15 protein-coding genes are annotated in these 18,058 nt (G+C 65.5%); 8 read left to right on the plus strand and 7 right to left on the minus strand.

The features are described from left to right. Positions 1-9: 9 nt before the first annotated feature. Positions 10-486 carry an Hsp20 family protein gene (locus tag U1H82_RS03865; protein WP_322963589.1) on the minus strand — a complete coding sequence of 159 codons (477 nt, stop codon included), beginning with the start codon at positions 484-486 and terminating at the stop codon, positions 10-12. A gap of 247 nt (positions 487-733) precedes the next feature. On the opposite strand from U1H82_RS03865, the gene U1H82_RS03870 reads away from it, so the two are divergent. The 5 genes from U1H82_RS03870 to U1H82_RS03890 all read left to right on the plus strand — a co-directional run bounded on the left by U1H82_RS03870 (position 734) and on the right by U1H82_RS03890 (position 6,872). Further along, positions 734-3,175, plus strand: a complete 2,442-nt coding sequence (locus U1H82_RS03870) for a TonB-dependent receptor (protein WP_322963590.1) — start codon at positions 734-736, stop codon at positions 3,173-3,175. Positions 3,176-3,843: 668 nt separating this feature from the next. After that, a complete protein-coding gene (locus U1H82_RS03875; RefSeq protein WP_322963591.1) occupies positions 3,844-5,094 on the plus strand; it encodes a lipoprotein-releasing ABC transporter permease subunit in 1,251 nt (416 codons plus the stop codon). Positions 5,095-5,107: 13 nt separating this feature from the next. Further along, positions 5,108-5,806, plus strand: a complete 699-nt coding sequence (locus U1H82_RS03880; protein ID WP_322963787.1) for an ABC transporter ATP-binding protein — start codon at positions 5,108-5,110, stop codon at positions 5,804-5,806. Beyond that, positions 5,803-6,396 carry a GNAT family N-acetyltransferase gene (locus U1H82_RS03885; RefSeq protein ID WP_322963592.1) on the plus strand — a complete coding sequence of 198 codons (594 nt, stop codon included), beginning with the start codon at positions 5,803-5,805 and terminating at the stop codon, positions 6,394-6,396. Before U1H82_RS03880 ends, U1H82_RS03885 begins: the two co-directional genes overlap by 4 nt. Then, positions 6,393-6,872 (plus strand): glutathione peroxidase, encoded by a 480-nt coding sequence (locus tag U1H82_RS03890; protein ID WP_322963593.1) that lies wholly within the window; start codon positions 6,393-6,395, stop codon positions 6,870-6,872. Before U1H82_RS03885 ends, U1H82_RS03890 begins: the two co-directional genes overlap by 4 nt. A gap of 73 nt (positions 6,873-6,945) precedes the next feature. Here U1H82_RS03890 and U1H82_RS03895 read toward each other — a convergent pair whose 3' ends face one another. Continuing rightward, a complete protein-coding gene (locus U1H82_RS03895) occupies positions 6,946-7,512 on the minus strand; it encodes an HdeD family acid-resistance protein (protein ID WP_322963594.1) in 567 nt (188 codons plus the stop codon). A gap of 103 nt (positions 7,513-7,615) precedes the next feature. On the opposite strand from U1H82_RS03895, the gene dnaE reads away from it, so the two are divergent. After that, positions 7,616-11,104 (plus strand): DNA polymerase III subunit alpha, encoded by a 3,489-nt coding sequence (dnaE, locus tag U1H82_RS03900; RefSeq protein WP_322963595.1) that lies wholly within the window; start codon positions 7,616-7,618, stop codon positions 11,102-11,104. A gap of 64 nt (positions 11,105-11,168) precedes the next feature. Here dnaE and U1H82_RS03905 read toward each other — a convergent pair whose 3' ends face one another. Together U1H82_RS03905 and U1H82_RS03910 are read right to left on the minus strand one after the other, a co-directional pair. Then, positions 11,169-11,300, minus strand: a complete 132-nt coding sequence (locus U1H82_RS03905) for a hypothetical protein (RefSeq protein ID WP_322963597.1) — start codon at positions 11,298-11,300, stop codon at positions 11,169-11,171. 48 nt (positions 11,301-11,348) lie between these two features. After that, a complete protein-coding gene (locus U1H82_RS03910) occupies positions 11,349-12,431 on the minus strand; it encodes a PA0069 family radical SAM protein (RefSeq protein ID WP_322963598.1) in 1,083 nt (360 codons plus the stop codon). Between the two features lie 52 nt (positions 12,432-12,483). Between U1H82_RS03910 and U1H82_RS03915 the strand changes: the two genes are divergently transcribed. Continuing rightward, on the plus strand, positions 12,484-12,816 hold the full coding sequence (locus tag U1H82_RS03915) for a VOC family protein (protein ID WP_322963599.1): 333 nt from the start codon (positions 12,484-12,486) through the stop codon (positions 12,814-12,816). Here the strand turns inward: U1H82_RS03915 and moaB are convergent, their stop codons facing one another. The 3 genes from moaB to U1H82_RS03930 form a co-directional block, all read right to left on the minus strand. Continuing rightward, the gene (gene moaB, locus U1H82_RS03920; RefSeq protein WP_322963600.1) at positions 12,817-13,344 is read right to left on the minus strand and encodes a molybdenum cofactor biosynthesis protein B; all 528 of its coding nucleotides are present in this window, start codon (positions 13,342-13,344) and stop codon (positions 12,817-12,819) included. A gap of 253 nt (positions 13,345-13,597) precedes the next feature. Then, positions 13,598-15,457 (minus strand): lytic transglycosylase domain-containing protein, encoded by a 1,860-nt coding sequence (locus U1H82_RS03925; RefSeq protein ID WP_322963601.1) that lies wholly within the window; start codon positions 15,455-15,457, stop codon positions 13,598-13,600. Then, on the minus strand, positions 15,454-16,233 hold the full coding sequence (locus U1H82_RS03930) for a uracil-DNA glycosylase (protein ID WP_322963602.1): 780 nt from the start codon (positions 16,231-16,233) through the stop codon (positions 15,454-15,456). Before U1H82_RS03930 ends, U1H82_RS03925 begins: the two co-directional genes overlap by 4 nt. Positions 16,234-16,377: 144 nt before the next feature. On the opposite strand from U1H82_RS03930, the gene U1H82_RS03935 reads away from it, so the two are divergent. Beyond that, a complete protein-coding gene (locus U1H82_RS03935; RefSeq protein WP_322963603.1) occupies positions 16,378-18,033 on the plus strand; it encodes an electron transfer flavoprotein-ubiquinone oxidoreductase in 1,656 nt (551 codons plus the stop codon). The last annotated feature ends 25 nt before the right edge of the window (positions 18,034-18,058 follow it).

Consider the following 18,058-nt stretch of genomic DNA (forward strand, 5'->3'; position numbering starts at 1 on the left):
TCGAGCTTCTTACGCCGCCTTGGCCTCGTCGGTCTGGTCGGCGTGATGTTCCACCGCAGCGAGCGGCTGGCCCGTCTTGATCGCGATCGTCTTGGGCTTCATCGCCTCGGGCACCTCGCGAACGAGGTCGATGACGAGCAGGCCGTCGTTCAGGCGAGCGTCCTCGACGAACACGAAGTCCGCCAGTTCGAAGCGCCGCTCGAACGAGCGATTGGCGATCCCGACATGCAGGAAGTTGGGCGCGGTCGCCTTGTCATCCTTCTTGCCGGTGACGAGCAGCATGTTCTGCTGCGCGGTGATCTCGATTTCGTCGCGGCTGAAACCGGCTACCGCCAGGGTGATGCGGTAACGGTCCTCGGCCAGACGTTCGAGGTTGAAGGGGGGATAATTCTCCGCCGAAGCACTACGCGAATTGGCCTCCAGCAGATCGAACAGCCGGTCGAAGCCAATGGTCGAACGGCGGTACGGGGTCAGATCGATACGCATGTCAAAACCTCCATCAGAAGCGAATTGAAACGGGATCGGCCGGTCCGCCCCGGCGCGGGGTGGCGCTCGACTGATCCGTGCGGCCCGATACCGGCACCGCACGCGAACCAATATGGTTCATGATAAAGGGTCTTCAAGAGCCCTGATGGACGGAGAAGCAAATCTTCGCCTTGCCCAAGCCGCCCGTGGCTTGAATGCATACTAAAACGATGTGTGAATGGGAGATGAAATCAAAAGGGGAGCTTCCATGTCCTTGACCCTGGCCCTGATCCTGGCCGCGCAGACGAGTGCCGCCGCCGTGCCGCAAGCCGATCCGACGAATGCGGCTCCGGCGACGCAGACCCGCCAGGACGAAGGGCGGCTGGGCACCGCACAGCAGGGTGGTGGCGATGTCGTCGTCACCGCACGCAGGCGGGCCGAGACCATCCAGAGCGTCCCCATCGCCATGTCAGTGATCGGCGGCACCGCACTGGCCGAGACGGGGACCTATAATGTCAACCGGCTGACCCAGATACAGCCGACGCTGCAATTCTATTCGACCAACCCGCGCAACTCGGCGGCGAACATCCGCGGACTGGGCGCGCCGTTCGGGCTGACCAATGACGGGATCGAGCAGGGCGTCGGCATCTATGTCGATCAGGTCTATTATAGCCGCATCGCCTCGGCGACGTTCGACTTCACCGATACCGAACGGATCGAGGTCCTTCGCGGGCCGCAGGGCACGCTCTATGGCAAGAACACCACGGCGGGTGCGATCAACATCATCACCCGCCCGCCCAGCTTCACGCCCGAGGCGCGGGTCGAGCTGAGTGCGGGCAATTACGAGTTCTTCCAGGGCAAGGCCTCGGTGTCCGGCCCCCTGGTCGACGACAAGGTGGCGGTGCGGCTGTCGACATCGATTACCACGCGGCGCGGCACCATCTGGAATACGCGCCAGCAGGAATGGCAGAACAGCCAGGATAACCTGTCGCTGCGCAGCCAGTTTCTGTGGCACGCGACGCCCACGCTCGACCTGACCCTGTCGGGCGATTATGCGCGACAGAACCCCAATTGCTGCGTCCAATATTATGCGCGGGTCGGCGCGACGCAGCGGCCGCTCAACCGGCAATATGCGGCGCTGACGGCGGCGCAGGGCTATAGCGTGCCGTCGACCAACGCCTTTGACCGGCTGACCGATGTCGATACCGATCTGCGTGCGAAGCAGGAACTGGGCGGGCTGTCGCTGCTTGCCAATTGGGATGTGGGGGATGCCACGCTGACCAGCGTGTCGGCGTGGCGCTTCTGGCATTGGGACCCGTCCAACGACCGGGATTTCATCGGCCTGCCGATCACCACCGTCTCGGCCAATCCGTCGCAGCAGAGCCAGGTGACGCAGGAGGTCCGCATCGCGTCCAACGGCAAGCGCACGCTCGACTATGTGCTGGGCGCCTTTTACTTCTGGCAGTCGATCGATACCCAGGGCTTGCAGGTACAGGGTCCGGCGGCGAGCGCCTTCCTGCTCAATCCGACAAGTGCGGGCGGGCGCAATCCCGCGACGCTGAACGGCCTGACCGCGCGCAATAGGATCGGCTTCACCAACACCTCGGCGGCGCTGTTCGGCAAATTGACCTGGCATCCCAGCGAGCGGCTTTCGATCTCGCCGGGCCTGCGGCTCAATTATGACCGCAAGGACGGCTCCTATGTCTCCGTGGTCACCAACGGCGCGGGCTCGACCAGCCTGACCAGCGACCAGCGCGGCGTGCTGGCACCGCAAAGCTACACGCCGTCCTTCACCAACTGGAATTTGTCAGGCGACCTGACCGTCGCCTATGAGTTCAATCCCAACGTCCATTATTATGCGACCTATGCGCGCAGCTATAAGTCGGGGGGCATCAACCTGTCGGGCCTGCCGCTCGATGCGCAGAACAACCCGATCCTGGCGACGCAGACGGTGCGACCCGAAAAGGTCAATCATTTCGAACTGGGCCTGAAGACCCAGTTCGCCGATCGCCGGGCGACGGTGAACATCGCGGGCTTCTGGACCGAGATCGCGGACTATCAGGCGACGGTGAACAATCTGCAGGTCAACGTCCTGCGCGGCTATCTCGCCAATGCGGGCCGGGTGCGGACGCGCGGGATCGAGATCGACTCGGCCTTCCGCCCGACGGAGCGGTTTAATGTCTATGCCAATGGCGCCTTCACCGATGCGCGCTATACCCGCTTCACCAATGCGCCATGCCCGCCGGAACTGTCCGGCGGTACGGCGCTGCCGGTCGTGAACGGCCAGATCGTCGGCACGCCCGCCGCAGTCGGAACGCCGGGGGCTTCGCTGCCCTATTGCGACATTTCGGGCCAGTGGCTGCCGGGCGTGTCGCGCTGGGCCTTTTCCTATGGCGCGGAGTACGATCTGCCAGCGACCGTGGCGGGGACCGAGGGGCAATTCTATCTGGGCTATGACGGCAGTTACCGGTCGAAATTCTCGTCCAATCCGTCGCGCTCGGCCTATACCGATATCAACGGATACAGCCTGTCCAACATCCGCGCCGGGTTCAAGGCGCCGGGCAGCTGGAACGCCTTTGTCTGGGTGCGCAACCTGTTCGACCAGGATTATTACGAGCTGCTGGCGACGCAGTCGGGCTCGACCGGCCTGATCGTCGGGCAGCCCGGCGATCCGCGTACCTATGGGTTTACGATTTCCAAGTCATTCTGATCGGGCGTTGCCCGCCCCTCCACCATCGCGTTGCGATGGTCCCCCTCCCCAAGCAAAGCTTGGGGAGGGTTTTCAGTACGCTTATTCCTCCCCAAGCTTTGCTTGGGGAGGGGGACCGCTCGCGTCAGCGAGGGGTGGAGGGGCAAGCCTCCGCAATGGCGAATCACAGGATTTGTCCACATTCGGTTCATCTTGATTTGCTATAGGGAAATTCCCGTAACGGGCGCCGGGCCGGCATCTGGGGTACGGAGTTTGGAAGCTCCCCGTTTCCCAGCCGGTTCCGGCGGCTTTTCGGGTGGAGCGATGCGCGACGAGGCCCGAATGACAAACGCCCGGACCGTTTCCGATCCGGGCGCCTGCGTGACGATCGCTCGTCAGCCCCCTTTTCCCGCTCCCGCATCAACCTCGTTGGGTGAGCGTTGGAGCAATCCCCGAACCACGGCCGTTGCTGCCTGTGTCTCAGTAAGATTGTGGTACGTTAGGAGGGCGGGGCTTGTCATCCCTCTTGCGGCATTCGCGCTACGATTGACTCGGATGTGTGGCGTGCGCGCAACAATGGGCAGGATGGGCCGTTTGGCTGCCCGAATCGGGCGCGGCATTGCCAGCGCCGGACCCGCCCCGTACAGCCGCGACAGTGACAGGAATTTCCATGGATCGATCGGACCGCAATGATCCTCTCTCGCTATGAACGGATGATCGCCCGGCGCTATCTGCTGCCGGGCAAGGGAGAGGCGTTCATCTTCCTGGTCGCCTCGATCAGTCTGGTCGCGGTCATGCTGGGCGTCGCGGCGCTGGTCATCGTCATGAGCGTCATGAACGGCTTTCGGGCCGAGCTGTTCGACAAGATCGTCGGGCTGAACGGTCATGCGGTGGTGCAGGGAGTGGGCGGACGCCTGCCCGACTGGCGCGACATCGTGCGCGAGGCCAAGGCGACGCCGGGCGTGACCAGCGCGGTGCCGATGATCGAACAGCCGCTGATGTCCAGCTATAACGGCCGGGTCGAGGCGGTGCTGGTGCGCGGCATGCGGGTGCAGGACATCCGCAACAACTCAGCGATCCGCTCCAAGATCATCATGGGCAATCTCGACAGCATCACGCCGGGCAGCGGCCGGATCGCGATCGGCAGCCGTCTGGCCGAGGCGCTGGGCGCGACGGTGGGGTCGGAAATTTCGCTCATCAGTCCGCAGGGGCAGACCACGCCCTTCGGCACGGTGCCGCGCATCGTCAGCTACAAGGTCGGCGCGATCTTCGAGATCGGGGTGTACGACTATGACAAGGCGTATGTCATCATGCCGATCCAGGATGCACAGACATTACTCCTGATGGGCGACACGGTCGGCATGGTCGAGATTCAAACGGTCGATGCCGATAAGGTAGGGCAGATATTGGCGCCGCTCGCCGAAAAACTGGGCGGCCGTGCCGTGATCGCCGACTGGCGGACGATGAACGCGCAATTGTTCGAGGCCCTGGCGGTCGAGCGGGTGGCGATGTTCACCGTGCTGTCGATCATCATCCTGGTCGCGGTGTTCAACATCCTGTCCTCGCTCATCATGCTGGTCCGCGCCAAGACGCGCGATATCGCGATCCTGCGGACGATGGGTGCGACGAGGGGCGGGCTGATGCGCATCTTCATGACGGTCGGCACGACGATCGGCGCGTTGGGGACACTGGCCGGATTGGTGCTGGGGGCAATCTTCCTCTTCTATCGGCAGGGTGTGGTGAATTTCGTGCAGTTCGTGACGGGGCAGAATCTCTGGGACCCGTCCATCCGCTATCTGACCGAACTGCCCTCCAAGACCGATCCCGTCGAGGTCATCGTGATCGCGTCGATGGCGCTCGTCTTCTCTTTCCTCGCCACGCTCTACCCCGCCTGGAAGGCGGCGAGCACGGACCCGGTTCAGGTGTTGCGCTATGAATGATCCGATCATCCGCATGGGCGATGCCGTCGCCCCCCGCGCCGCCGAGCCGGTGCTGGAGACGCGCGGCCTTTCGCGCAGCTTCACCCAGGGCGGCCAGACCATCGAGGTGTTGCGCGGCGTCGATCTGGCCGTGGCCCCTGGTGAGATCGTAGCGTTGCTGGGGCCTTCGGGTTCGGGCAAGTCGACGCTGTTGCAGGCGGTCGGCCTGCTCGAAGGCGGCTTCTCCGGGTCGATCCGGATCGCGGGGGAAGAGGTGTCGAAGCTCGACTCGCATGGCCGCACCATCGCGCGGCGCGATTATCTGGGCTTTGTCTATCAGTTCCACCATCTGCTGCCCGACTTCAACGCGATCGAGAATGTCGTCCTGCCGCAACTGGTGCAGGGCAAGCTGCCCGTTGCCGCCGATACCCGCGCCAAGGGGCTGTTGACCGCGCTGGGGCTCGGCCATCGACTGACCCACCGGCCAAGCCAGTTGTCGGGCGGCGAGCAGCAGCGCGTGGCGGTCGCCCGCGCGCTCGCCAACCAGCCGCCGCTGGTGCTGGCGGACGAGCCGACCGGCAATCTCGACGAGCATACCTCCGAGGTCGTGCTGGCCGAATTCCTGCGACTGGTGCGCGGCGAGGGTTCGGCGGCCTTGGTCGCGACGCATAACGAGCGGCTGGCGATGAAGATGGACCGGGTGGTCCGCCTGCATGAGGGGCGGCTGCAATGAGCGTCTGGACCGAAACGCCGACGCTGGTCGGTCGTCACGTCACGCTGCGCCCGTTCGTCGAGGCGGATATGCCAGCGCTGGTCGAGGCGGCGCGCGAGGGCGATCTCTGGGACATTTTCTACGCCAATGTCTCGATGATGAAGGTGCCGGAGCGCTGGCTGGCGGCGGCGCTGAAGGAGCGCGATGTCGGCCGCGCGCTGCTCTTCACGGTCGAGACGCCGGAGGGCGAGGTCGTCGGCACCACCCGCTATATGCGGATCGCGCCCCAGCATCGGCGGCTGGAGATCGGCGGCACCTTCTATGCCACGCGGGTCCAGCGTACCGGCGTCAATACCGAAGCCAAGCGGATGCTGCTCGCCCATGCCTTTGAGGTGATGGAGTGCCAGGCCATCCAGATCCGCACCGATGCGCTGAACAAGCGCAGCCAGGCGGCGATCGAACGGCTCGGCGCGAAGAAGGACGGCGTGCTACGCGGGCATCAGGTGATGGCCGACGGGCGTATTCGTGACAGCGTCGTCTATTCGATCATCGACCGCGAATGGCCGGGCGTCCGCGCCAATCTCGACTATCTGCTGGGGAAGCATCGATGAGTGGGATCACCGATTTTACCGTCCGGGCGGCCGATGGCGCGACCGTTGTCATGTCGACCTATGCGGACCGGGTGTTGTTGGTCGTCAACACCGCCTCCAAATGCGGGTTCACGCCGCAATATGAGGGGCTGGAGGCGCTGCATCGCCGCTATGAGGCACAAGGGCTGACGGTGCTCGGCTTTCCCTGCAACCAGTTCGGCGCACAGGAACCGGGTGATGCGGCGGAGATCGCCAGCTTCTGCTCGCTGACCTATGATGTGACCTTCCCGGTGATGGCGAAGGTCGAGGTCAATGGCGATGGCGCCGATCCGCTCTTCCAGTGGCTGAAGGCCGAAGCGCCGGGCGTGCTGGGGACCAAGGCGATCAAGTGGAACTTCACCAAGTTCCTGATCGACCGTGCTGGCCATGTCGTCGGCCGTTATGCCCCGACGACCAAGCCGGAAGACCTGGCCAAGGATATCGAAGCGCTGCTCTGACGCCCCGATAGGCCCCGGATAGACTCCGATAGACAATGCCGCCCCAGCACAGGCCGGGGCGACGGGTCTGTCATCAGAGGGCGAAGGCGCTCGCCCCCTTCTTGTGATCGAGCGCGGAGGCGATCGACGTCACGCCGCCGAAGAAGAAGCTCAGCCCCAGGATATAACCCGGCAGCGTCATCGCGCTCCACGGCAGCGTCGCGAGCACGAACACCGCCAGGATGATGTTCAGCACGCCCAGCGCGATCATCCACCCGCGCCGCCGCCGCATCCGCGCGCCCAGCCCGATCTCCAGCGCGCCGCGCAGGCCCAACCAGATCGCGACCAGCAACGTGATCGAGATCGCCCCCGTGGCAGGCTCGAACGCCATGATAAGACCGATGACGAGCGAGACCAGGCCGAAGCCGATCGCATAGCCGCGCCCCTCATGCCCCTTGCCGAAAATCCCTGCGCCGATCGCCACGATGCCCGACGCCAGGAAGAACGCCCCGATCACCAGGGTCGCCGCCAGCGTCGCGGGCACCGGAAAGATGAACGCCGCCAGACCGAGCAGCACCGACAAGATGCCGTAAGCCAGAATCCAGCCCCAACCAGCACCGGGGCGAAGGGAGGTCGCAAAGGAACGATCGGTGTCGGTCATGGTCGGTATCCTGCTTTGGATTAGTCCTTCTGTCGCCGTAACGGTTCGCTTTGGACTGGGTTCCGCGCTGGTCGAATCATGCGGGCTCGGCTAGGGATGGGGGATGCATTCCGGTTATGTGCCCCTTCGCATCTTTTCCTCCTTCACGATGCTCGACGGCGCGATCGATCCCAAGGCGATTGCCGCGCAAGCCAAAGCCAACGCCTTCCCCGCTGCCGGGCTGACCGACCGCAACGGGTTGTACGCGGCGATGGCCTTTTCGGACGCGGCGAAGAAGGCGGGGGTGCAGCCGGTGATCGGCACGATGCTGGGCATCGCCCGGCCTGATATGCCCGACAATGTCGGGGCCGTGGTCGACTGGATCGCGCTCTATGCGCAGGACATGACCGGTTACGACAATCTGTGCGCGCTGGTGTCGGCGGCGCATCTGGATCGCCCGATCGAACTCGCCGCGCATGTTGGCTTCGACGTGCTGGAAAAGTTCAGCAAGGGCCTGATCGCGCTGACGGCGGGCGGCGAGGGCGGTATCGCGCGCCTGTTCGCGGAAGGCCAGCCGGACCGGGCCAGGGCCTATGCCGACCGGCTCCAGACGATCTTCGGCGACCGGCTCTATGTCGAACTCGCCCGGCGTGACGACCCGATCGAGACGGCGGCCGAGCAGGACCTGATCGACCTCGCCTATGACCGCGATCTGCCGCTGGTCGCGACCAACCCCTGCTGCTTTGCCGATAGCGGGTTCCGCGACGCGCATGACGCCATGTTGTGCATCGCCAATTCGACCTATGTCGAAATGGACGACCGCCCGAAGAGCTGTCCCGAAGCCTGGCTGAAGCCCGCCGAGACGATGAAGCAGCTCTTCGCGGACCTGCCCGAGGCGATCGACAACACGCTGGTCGTCGCACAGCGCTGCGCGGTGATGGCACCGTGGCGCAAGCCCATCCTGCCCAGCCTGGCGGGCGACCGCGAGGGCGAGGCGGCCATGCTTCGCCGCGACGCGACCGCGGGGCTTGAGGCGCGGCTCGACCGGATCGCCGAGCTGGAGGGTGAGGGGGAACCCGGCTGGCGCGAGGCCTATCATGAGCGGCTGAAGTTCGAGGTCGACATCATCATCCAGATGGGCTTCCCCGGATACTTCCTGATCGTCGCCGACTTCATCAAATGGGCCAAGGACCATGACATTCCCGTGGGGCCGGGGCGTGGTTCGGGTGCGGGCTCGGTCGTCGCCTGGGCGCTGACCATCACCGATCTCGATCCGCTGAAGCTGGGCCTGCTGTTCGAGCGCTTCCTGAACCCGGAACGCGTGTCGATGCCCGACTTCGATATCGACTTTTGCGAAACCCGGCGTGGCGAGGTCATCCGCTACGTGCAGGAGAAATATGGCCGCGATCAGGTCGCGCAGATCATCACCTTCGGTAAGCTGAAGGCGCGCGCGGTGCTCAAGGATACCGGCCGCGTGCTCCAGATGAGCTATGGTCAGGTCGACCGGCTTGCCAAGCTGGTGCCCAACCATCCGACCGACCCTTGGGACCTGAAGCGCGCGTTGAACGGCGTGCCCGAGTTGGCGAAGGAATATGCCAACGACAATCAGGTCCGCCGCCTGCTCGACCTGGCGACTAAGCTGGAGGGCCTGCCGCGCCACTCGTCCACCCACGCCGCCGGTGTGGTGATCGGTGACCGGCCGCTGGCGCAGCTGGTGCCGCTCTACCGCGATCCGCGCTCGGATATGCCGGTGACGCAGTTCGACATGAAGTTCGTCGAGGGTGCGGGGCTGGTGAAGTTCGACTTCCTCGGCCTCAAGACCCTGTCGGTCCTGCAAAAGGCGGTGCAGCTGCTCGCCAAGCGCGGGGTCGAGGTCGATCTCGGCGCGCTCGCCTGGGACGACGAGCCAACCTATGCCCTGCTCCAGAAGGGCGACACGGTCGGTGTGTTCCAGCTGGAATCGGAGGGCATGCGGCGCACTCTGTCCGCCGTGCGCCCGACCAATTTCGGCGACATCATCGCGCTCGTGTCGCTGTACCGGCCGGGTCCGATGGACAATATCCCCAGCTTCGGCCGCCGCAAGCAGGGCACCGAGGAGATCATCTACCCGCATCCCCTGCTCGAACAGATCTTGTCCGAGACCTACGGCATCTTCGTCTATCAGGAACAGGTGATGCAGGCCGCCCAGATATTGGCCGGCTATTCGCTCGGCGGCGCCGACCTGTTGCGCCGCGCGATGGGCAAGAAGGTGAAGGCGGAGATGGACGCGCAGCGCGCCATCTTCGTCAAGGGCTGCCAGGAGGTGAACGGCATCCCCGCGCAAAAGGCCAACGAACTGTTCGACTTGATCGACAAGTTCGCAGGCTATGGCTTCAACAAGAGCCACGCGGCCGCCTATGCGTTGCTCGCCTATCAGACGGCGTGGCTGAAGGCGCATCATCCGCACGAATTCTATGCCGCGTCGATGTGCTACGACATGGCGCTGACCGACAAGCTGGCGATCTTCGTCGACGATGCGCGGCGCATGGGCGTGACGATGCTGCCGCCCTGCATCAACGCCAGCCAGGCCGAGTTCGATGTCGAGCCGCATGAGGATGGCCTGGCCGTCCGCTATGCGCTGGGCGCGCTGAAGTCGGTCGGCGAGGGTGCGATGGAGAAGCTGGTGGTCGAGCGGGAGGCGGGCGGCCCCTTCGCCTCGCTGGATGCGCTGGCCAAGCGGGTCGATCCGCGGCTGATGAACAAGCGCCAGTTGGAAACGCTGGCGTCGGCGGGCGCGTTCGACGGGATCGAGCCGAACCGGGCGGGCGTCCATGCGGTGGCCGAAACCGTCCTCGCCATCGCCGCACGCACCCATGAGGGGCGGACGAGCGGGCAGGGCGGTCTGTTCGGCGAAGCCGAGGTGGCGGGCGACGCGATCAAGCTGCCGACCGGCACCCGCTGGAGCCTGTCGCAGCGCATGGAGCAGGAGAAGGAGGCGTTCGGCTTCTATTTCTCGGCGCATCCGGTCGATCGCCATGCGCATATCGCCAAGATGCACGGCGCGCGCACCTATACATCGCTGACCGAGCTTATCATTCCCGATGACGGCGCGCGGATCGGCGCGACCATGGCGGCCCTGGTCGAGGATGCGCGCTGGCGGACCTCGGCGCGCGGCAAGCGTTACATGATGGCGCAGCTATCGGATGCGACGGGGCAGTTCCTGGCGACCTGTTTCGACGATTCGGTCGCGGCCGATCTGGAAAAGGCGGCCAAGGAGGGCGATTGCGCGCTCATCACCGTCGAACTCGACCGTCGACCGGGCGAGGAAGCGCCGCGGGTCAGCATCAAGCGGGTGCAGCTGTTCGACGGTCTGGCCAGTACCGCTAAGTTCGTGGTCGAGGTGACGGTGGCGGACAAGGCGGCGTTTCCGGCGCTGCATGCCATGCTCGATCCCTTGCGGAACGGGCGGGGCGAGGTGCGGGCGCGGATCAAGGGCGCAGAGGGCGATACGCTGTTGACGCTCGGCCGCAATTTCCTCCTCGATGCCGAACTGGCGAGCCATATCGAGGATCTGCCGGGCGTGACGGCGGTCGCGATGAAGTCGTCCGAAGCGCGACTGGCATTGGTGGGATAAGGCGCTCGACCGTCCTCGCAGCCTGTGCGGCGACGACGGTCCCGGCAAGCGTGCTGCGGAGCGGTCAGCCACCAACCTCGCGACGGTCTTGTTCCTCGTCCGCGTCGCCATGATTGCCATAGCCGCCGCCCGAGCTGTCGGCCTCGTCCTCGTTGGGCAGGTTTTCCGGGCTGGTCTGTTCGGGATCGTGGATCATATCGTCTCTCCTTCCATGGCATAACGCCTTGGAGATGCGGGACGATCCTCAGAACAACTCACCTTGCGGGCCTCTGGGCGGGCGAAACCGGCTGATATCCAGTTTCGGCCGATCCAGGTTGAGTCCGTGAAGCCGACAGGCCCGATGGAAGCGGACCCGCAGCAACTCGGCCCAGGGGCCTTGCCCCTTCATCCGGGTGAAGAAATCCGGGTCATTGTCGCGCCCGCCGCGCAAGGACTGGATGATCGCCATCACCTTGCCCGCGCGATCGGGAAAATGCGCCGCCAGCCAGGCACGGAATAGCGGTGCGACTTCGTGCGGCAGGCGGACGGGGATGAAGAAGGCATGGCGCGCCCCCGCCTGTGCGGCACGCTCGACCAGATGTTCGATCTCATGATCGGTGATCGCCGGAATGACTGGTGCGATCGAGACATAGGTCGGGATACCCGCCGCCGACAGCTTCGCCACCGCCGCCAATCGGCGTTCCGGCGTGGGTGCGCGCGGCTCCACCGTGCGCGCGACCCTGGCATCGAGCGACGTGACCGACACGCACACCGTCGCCAGCCCCTTGGCCGCCATCGGCCCCAGAATATCGATGTCGCGGACCACCCGGTCGGACTTGGTGGTGATCGCCACCGGATGGTCCGTTTCGGCCAGCACCTCCAGGATAGCGCGCGTGATCCGCCACGCGCCCTCGATCGGCTGATAGGGGTCGGTATTGGTCCCCAGCGCGATCGGCGCGACGCGGTAGCCGGGCTTGGCCAGCTCGGCGCGCAGCAGTTCGGCGGCATTGGGCTTGGCGAACAAGCGGCTTTCGAAGTCCAGCCCCGGCGACAGATCGTAAAAGGCATGCGTTGGCCGCGCAAAGCAATAGATGCAGCCATGCTCGCAGCCGCGATAGGGATTGATCGAACGGTCGAACGGCAGGTCGGGCGAGCTGTTACGGCTGAGGATCGTTCGCGCCCGTTCGACCGTCACATTGGTCCGCAAGGGCGGCGGCGCGCCGTCGATGGCGTCCTGGGCGTCCAGCCAGTCCCCATCGGCGATCGTCTCTGTCAGCGTGAAGCGGCGGCTGGTCGCGTTGACCGTCGCACCGCGTGACGCCCGCTTTGACTGATCCGGCTTGCCCATGGCGCGAGATTAGGGCATGAAGCGGAACATAGCAAGAACGATGGAGGCGAAGATGGCGCGATTGGACTATCTGGAACTGCCGGTCGGCGACCGGGCGGCGGCGAAGCGTTTCTATGCGGCGGCCTTTGGCTGGACCTTCACCGATTTCGGGCCCGATTACGCCGCAACGATGAGCGGGGATACCGATGTCGGGCTCGACGCCGCACCGGATAAGGTCAAGGCGCCGCTCCCCGTCATCAAGGTCGAGGATCTGGAGGCGGCGCTGGCGGCGGTCGAAGCGGCGGGCGGAACAGTCGTCGTACCGATCTTCGCCTTTCCCGGCGGGCGGCGCTTTCATTTTCGCGATGTCGACGGCCACGAACTCGCGGCGATGCAGGCCGACTGATTATTGCTCCAGCAGACGGGGCATCAACTCGACGAAGTTGCAGGGGCGGTGGCGGCTGTCGAGCTGGTCGCGCAATATGCCGTTCCACGCATCCTTGACCGCACCTGTGGAGCCGGGCAGCGCAAAGATATAGGTGCCCCGCGCGACGCAGGCGCAGGCGCGCGACTGGATGGTCGAGGTGCCGATGGTCTGATAGCTCAGCCAGCGGAACAGCTCGCCAAAGCCGGGGATCATCTTGGTCGCGACCCGCTCAACCGCCTCGGGCGTGACGTCGCGGCCGGTGACGCCGGTGCCGCCGGTGGTGAGGATGCAGTCGATGCTGGCATCATCGATCCAGCGGTTGAGCTGCGCGACGATGGCGTCGCTATCGTCGCGCAGGATGGTGCGCTCGGCCAGCGCATGCCCCGCCTCGGTCAACAGACCGACCAGCGTGTCGCCCGACCGATCCTCCGCCAGCGAACGGGTGTCGGATACGGTCAGCACACCGATGCGGACGGGCAGGAACGGGCGGGACGTGTCGATCGGCATGGCGGCTTTCGATTGGGGAGGGATAACGGGAGGACGTCAGTTTGACCCGATCCGTCACCCGTGAGCGTAGCGAAGCAATCCAGTGTCCGGGCAAGACGCTCTGGATTGCTTCGCTACGCTCGCAATGACGAATCCAGCTTATGTTCTTTCCCAAACGCGTCGATGACGGTTTCGGATGCAGCGGCGCAGCGCGAAAGGGGCCTAAGCCAAGCCTCGGTCGGCGGTCACGCGATGGCGCAACCGCCCGACCTGGTCAATTGGCCTGGGGCAGCGCCGTATTCGACTGCGGGCTGACCGTCGCGTTCAGGGCGATCGTCGTCTTCGGCTTCAGACTTGCCTGCGCGATGTTCGGGCGTTGGAGCCGGACGGCGGTCGCGCCGGGCAGGCCGGGGAAGCGCGGCCACAGGCCTTGCGCCAGCGCGGCACGGCTGGGCGACTTGGATTTGCCGGTCTGGCTTTCGTACATCCAGTAATTGCGCAGAACCATGGTGACGTATCCGCGCGTCTCCCAATAGGGAATGCTCTCGATATAGAGCAGCGGATCGCCACCGTCACGGACCAGACTGTTCCACTCAGCCACCGGCTTGGGCCCCGCATTATAGGCGGCGATCACCTTGGGCAGCAGGCCGCCGGTGATGCCGGTCATGTCGCGCAGCCGCTCCAGATGACGCTGGCCGATGTCCATGTTGGTCGATGGCTTGGTCAGCGCGCTGCGGTCGATCGATACGCCGCGTTCGCGGGCGAAATCGGTCGCGGCGGCGGGCATGATCTGCATCAGGCCGTAAGCGCCCGCCGGGCTGACCACTTTGTTGCGGAAGCCGCTTTCCTGCAGGGTATGGGCATAGACCAGCGCCTTTTCGACACGCCAGCCGCTGTCGGGCGTCCAGCTCGGGGTCGGATAGCGCGCTTCGGCGGTCGCGGTGACGCCCGCTGGGCAATTATGCGCCAGCCAGACGGTGGTGGCGGGCAGGTCGAGCGATTCGGCGAGGCGGACGAGGCTGCGGAACTCGGTCGGCTGGCCGATCCGCGCCTGCTGGCGGATCACCTGATCGGCAAGGTCGGTCTCGCCGATCTCGACCAGCGCGGCGGCGACCAGGATGTTCGGGCGACGATCGAGCGCGGCCCAGTCGGTCGCGACCAGCTGCCCCTTGGGTTCGCGGTCGGCACGCATGCCCAGGGCCTGGCGGGCGAGCTGGCCATAGAAACTCTCGCGGAACTGCGAGGCGGAGCGCAGGCGTCCCTCGATCTTGTCGGGACGGCCACAGACCATGTCGGCGCGGGCGGCCCAATAGAGCGCGGCGGCGCGTAGATCGACATCGGTGGCGCGCGCGGCCGTGCCCTCGAACGCGGTGGCGGCGGCCTGACAGTCATTCTGCCGCCATGCCGACAGCGCCACGGTCCAGCGACCCTGCACCGCCCAGTCGCCGCTGCCCTCGGCGGCCTTGCTGGCCAGGGCGCGGGCATTGGTGTCGTCGCCGCTGAGGAAATAGATCCAGGCGACCTTGTCCTGCCACTCCGTCAGCGCCTCTGGCGACAGGCCTTGGGTCGATTCGAGCAGCGCCTGGGCCGAGGGGCCGTCATCGGCCTTGACGAAGGGCTGCATCTTGACCGCCAGCTCGGCGGCGATCTGGTCGCTGCGGATGCTCTTGGCGCGGACCCGGCGAGGCGCGCCGTCCTGCCAGATCAGCGTATGCGTCTCGGGCAGCGGGGGCAGGTCATGGGCGCCGCGGGACCGGGCGAGGCGGGCCAGCTGCTCGGCCTGGGGCAGTTCGGGCGCTTCGTTGAGCAGCGCGACCAGCCGCTCGACATCGACCTTGGGCGATCCCTTGGCGGTGTAGAGTTCGGCGCGCGCGATGGCGTGGAGCGGACCGGGCTTGAGCGAATCCAGTTCTAGCTGCGCGTCGGTCCAGCGGCCGTCCCGGATCGCGGCGAAAACGCGGATATAGCCCGCCTTCTGATCGGCATCGAGCAGCGCGGGGATGGCGGGCGGGGCCTTGAGCGCGGCAGGGCTGCGGGTATCGCCAGCAGGCTCGGCTGCCAGGGCAGCGCCGCTTCCGGCCGCCAATAAAGCTGCGATGGTCGCGCCCTTCGCGATCGCCCGGCCCAGCTTCATGCGCTCAAATCCCCCATGACCCTTTGCAAATCCTTCCAGCTTTCCGCCTTCGCCATCGGCTTCTCGATCAGGAAGCGCGGATGGAATGTCGCGACGGCACTGGTTTTGCCGCTTTTATGGTCAATGACATGCGAATGTCCGCGCGCGTCGGTCAATTCGGTCCCAAGCACGGCACGGCTCGCCGCATTGCCGAGCAGCAACAGCCCGCGCGGGGCGATCAGGCCGACATGATGCAGCGCGATTTCGGCCAGCCGCGTCTCCAATCCGGCGGGCGTCCGCCCCGCGATCGGCCGCCGCGCACAGACCGAGGCGACATGCACCGTCTCGCGCGATTGCCCGATCGCCGCGAGCATCCGGTCGAACAACCGGCCCGGCGCGCCCGACAATATCTGTCCTGCATCGCCATCGTCGCGGTCGGGACAGTCGACCAGCACCATCAGCGCGGCATCGGCGGGCCCGGTCGCGCTCAGCGAAATGCCGTCCCACGACGCCTCCGGCGCGGCATCGGACAGCCGCCAGGCGATAAATGCCTCCAGCGTATCGGGTAACAGCGCAGCCGGTGCTGCCACCATGGCGGGCGCGGCGGCTGCGGGGCTGTGTGTGGGCGCGAAGACGGGCGCGCGCACAGGCTCCGGCGCCATCCAGTCGCGGGGATGGTCCTCGACCAGCAGGTCGACGCCCGCATCATGCCACCAATCGAGCGCGCTGGCCGCGAGTGCCCTGTCAATCGGTGCACTGTCGAGTGGTGCGGTGTCGAACGTTGGAAGAGCCCCCATATGGTATCGACCCATGCTGCAAGGTTGACGTGCGCGTCAATCTGTCGGATCGGCTGTCAGGACAAGATGTTTCCCGTCCGCGCCCGGACGAGCCCGCCAAACGGGACGCTACGGCAGCGGCGCGGTCAACGATGCGAGGATGCCATGAGCGAACGCGAATCGATGCCCTATGACGTGGTGATCGTCGGCGCTGGCCCAGCGGGCCTGTCCGCCGCGATCCGCCTGAAGCAGCTGGCGGCGGAAACCGGCGGCGAACTGTCGGTCTGCGTGCTGGAAAAGGGATCGGAAGTCGGCGCGCATATCCTGTCGGGTGCGGTGATCGATCCGATCGCGCTGGATGAATTGCTGCCGGACTGGCGCGAGGACGGTTGCCCGCTCGCCGAGGTGCCGGTGACCGAGAATCTCCATTGGATTTTGAGCGCGAACAAGCAGCGCAACCTGCCGCACGCGCTGACCCCGCCCTTCATGCACAACACGGGCACCTATACCGGCAGTCTCGGCAATCTGTGCCGCTGGCTGGCGGGCAAGGCCGAGGAACTGGGCGTCGAAATCTTCCCCGGCTTCGCCGCCGCCGAAATCCTGTTCCACGAGGACGGCCGGGTAAAGGGCGTCGCGACCGGTGATATGGGCGTGGCGCGCGATGGCACGCACAAGCCCGATTACCAGCCGGGGCTGGAACTGCACGCCAAATATACCTTCTTCGCCGAAGGCGTGCGCGGGCATCTGTCGAAGGAAATCATCCGTCAGTTCGACCTCGCCCGCGACAGCCAGCCGCAGGTCTATGGCCTGGGCATCAAGGAACTGTGGGACATCGATCCCGCCAAGCATGTGCCGGGCCGGGTGATCCATACCCAGGGCTGGCCGCTGGGCGACGACGCCAATGGCGGCGGCTTCATCTATCACCAGGCGGGCGGGCAGGTCGCGCTCGGCTTCGTGACGTGGCTGAACTATACCAACCCCTATATCTCTCCCTTCCAGGAGATGCAGAAGTGGAAGACCCACCCGGTCATCGCCGAGCTGCTCAAGGGCGGCAAGCGCGTCTCCTACGGCGCGCGCGCGATCAATGACGGCGGGCTTCAGGCGATCCCGAAGCTGACTTTCCCCGGCGGCGTGCTGGTCGGCTGTTCGGCGGGCTTCCTGAACGTGCCGCGCATCAAGGGCACGCACGGCGCGATGAAGTCGGCGATGCTGGCCGCCGAGGCCGCGTTCGCCGCCGTCCAGGCAGGGCGCGAGGGTGACGAATTGACCGATTACCCGGAAGCGTTCCGCGCGTCGTGGCTCTATAAGGAGCTGTCGACCGTCCGCAACGTCGTGCCGTTGGTCAAGAAGTACGGCGACACGCTGGGTTCCGGCCTGGCAGGCGTGACCATGTGGGCCGAGCATTTCGGGCTGAAGATGCCCTTCACCATGAAGCACAAGCCCGATCACGAAAGCCTGTGGCGGAAGGATCAGGTGAAGAAGCCCGACTATCCCAAGCCCGACGGCGTACTGACCTTCGACCGGCTGTCCTCGGTGTTCCTGTCGAACACCAATCACGAGGAGGATCAGCCGGTCCACCTGACGCTCAAGAACGCGGATGTGCCGATCGAACACAACCTGCCCTTGTTCGACGAGCCTGCGCAACGCTACTGTCCCGCCGGTGTTTACGAGGTGGTGGGCGTGGAAGAGGGCGATCCGAAGTTCGTGATCAACGCCCAGAACTGCGTCCACTGCAAGACGTGCGACATCAAGGACCCGACCCAGAACATCAACTGGGTCGTGCCGGAAGGCGGCGGAGGACCCAATTATCCCAATATGTAAGCGTCCGTTCTTTCGCGTCCTGACC

The sequence above is a fragment of the Sphingomonas fuzhouensis genome (assembly GCF_034659795.1).
GTDB classification, from domain to species: domain Bacteria; phylum Pseudomonadota; class Alphaproteobacteria; order Sphingomonadales; family Sphingomonadaceae; genus Sphingomonas; species Sphingomonas fuzhouensis.

Excerpts from the sequence above, each read along its gene's own strand:
- dnaE (WP_322963595.1), top strand. The coding sequence starts at position 7,616 with ATGCATTCCGGTTATGTGCCCCTTCGCATCTTTTCCTCCTTCACGATG.
- U1H82_RS03890 (WP_322963593.1), top strand. The coding sequence starts at position 6,393 with ATGAGTGGGATCACCGATTTTACCGTCCGGGCGGCCGATGGCGCGACC.
- U1H82_RS03895 (WP_322963594.1), bottom strand. The coding sequence starts at position 7,512 with ATGACCGACACCGATCGTTCCTTTGCGACCTCCCTTCGCCCCGGTGCT.
- U1H82_RS03905 (WP_322963597.1), bottom strand. The coding sequence starts at position 11,300 with ATGATCCACGATCCCGAACAGACCAGCCCGGAAAACCTGCCCAACGAG.
- U1H82_RS03885 (WP_322963592.1), top strand. The coding sequence starts at position 5,803 with ATGAGCGTCTGGACCGAAACGCCGACGCTGGTCGGTCGTCACGTCACG.
- U1H82_RS03915 (WP_322963599.1), top strand. The coding sequence starts at position 12,484 with ATGGCGCGATTGGACTATCTGGAACTGCCGGTCGGCGACCGGGCGGCG.
- U1H82_RS03935 (WP_322963603.1), top strand. The coding sequence starts at position 16,378 with ATGAGCGAACGCGAATCGATGCCCTATGACGTGGTGATCGTCGGCGCT.
- U1H82_RS03865 (WP_322963589.1), bottom strand. The coding sequence starts at position 486 with ATGCGTATCGATCTGACCCCGTACCGCCGTTCGACCATTGGCTTCGAC.
- U1H82_RS03925 (WP_322963601.1), bottom strand. The coding sequence starts at position 15,457 with ATGAAGCTGGGCCGGGCGATCGCGAAGGGCGCGACCATCGCAGCTTTA.
- moaB (WP_322963600.1), bottom strand. The coding sequence starts at position 13,344 with ATGCCGATCGACACGTCCCGCCCGTTCCTGCCCGTCCGCATCGGTGTG.
- U1H82_RS03910 (WP_322963598.1), bottom strand. The coding sequence starts at position 12,431 with ATGGGCAAGCCGGATCAGTCAAAGCGGGCGTCACGCGGTGCGACGGTC.
- U1H82_RS03875 (WP_322963591.1), top strand. The coding sequence starts at position 3,844 with ATGATCCTCTCTCGCTATGAACGGATGATCGCCCGGCGCTATCTGCTG.
- U1H82_RS03880 (WP_322963787.1), top strand. The coding sequence starts at position 5,108 with ATGGGCGATGCCGTCGCCCCCCGCGCCGCCGAGCCGGTGCTGGAGACG.
- U1H82_RS03870 (WP_322963590.1), top strand. The coding sequence starts at position 734 with ATGTCCTTGACCCTGGCCCTGATCCTGGCCGCGCAGACGAGTGCCGCC.
- U1H82_RS03930 (WP_322963602.1), bottom strand. The coding sequence starts at position 16,233 with ATGGGGGCTCTTCCAACGTTCGACACCGCACCACTCGACAGTGCACCG.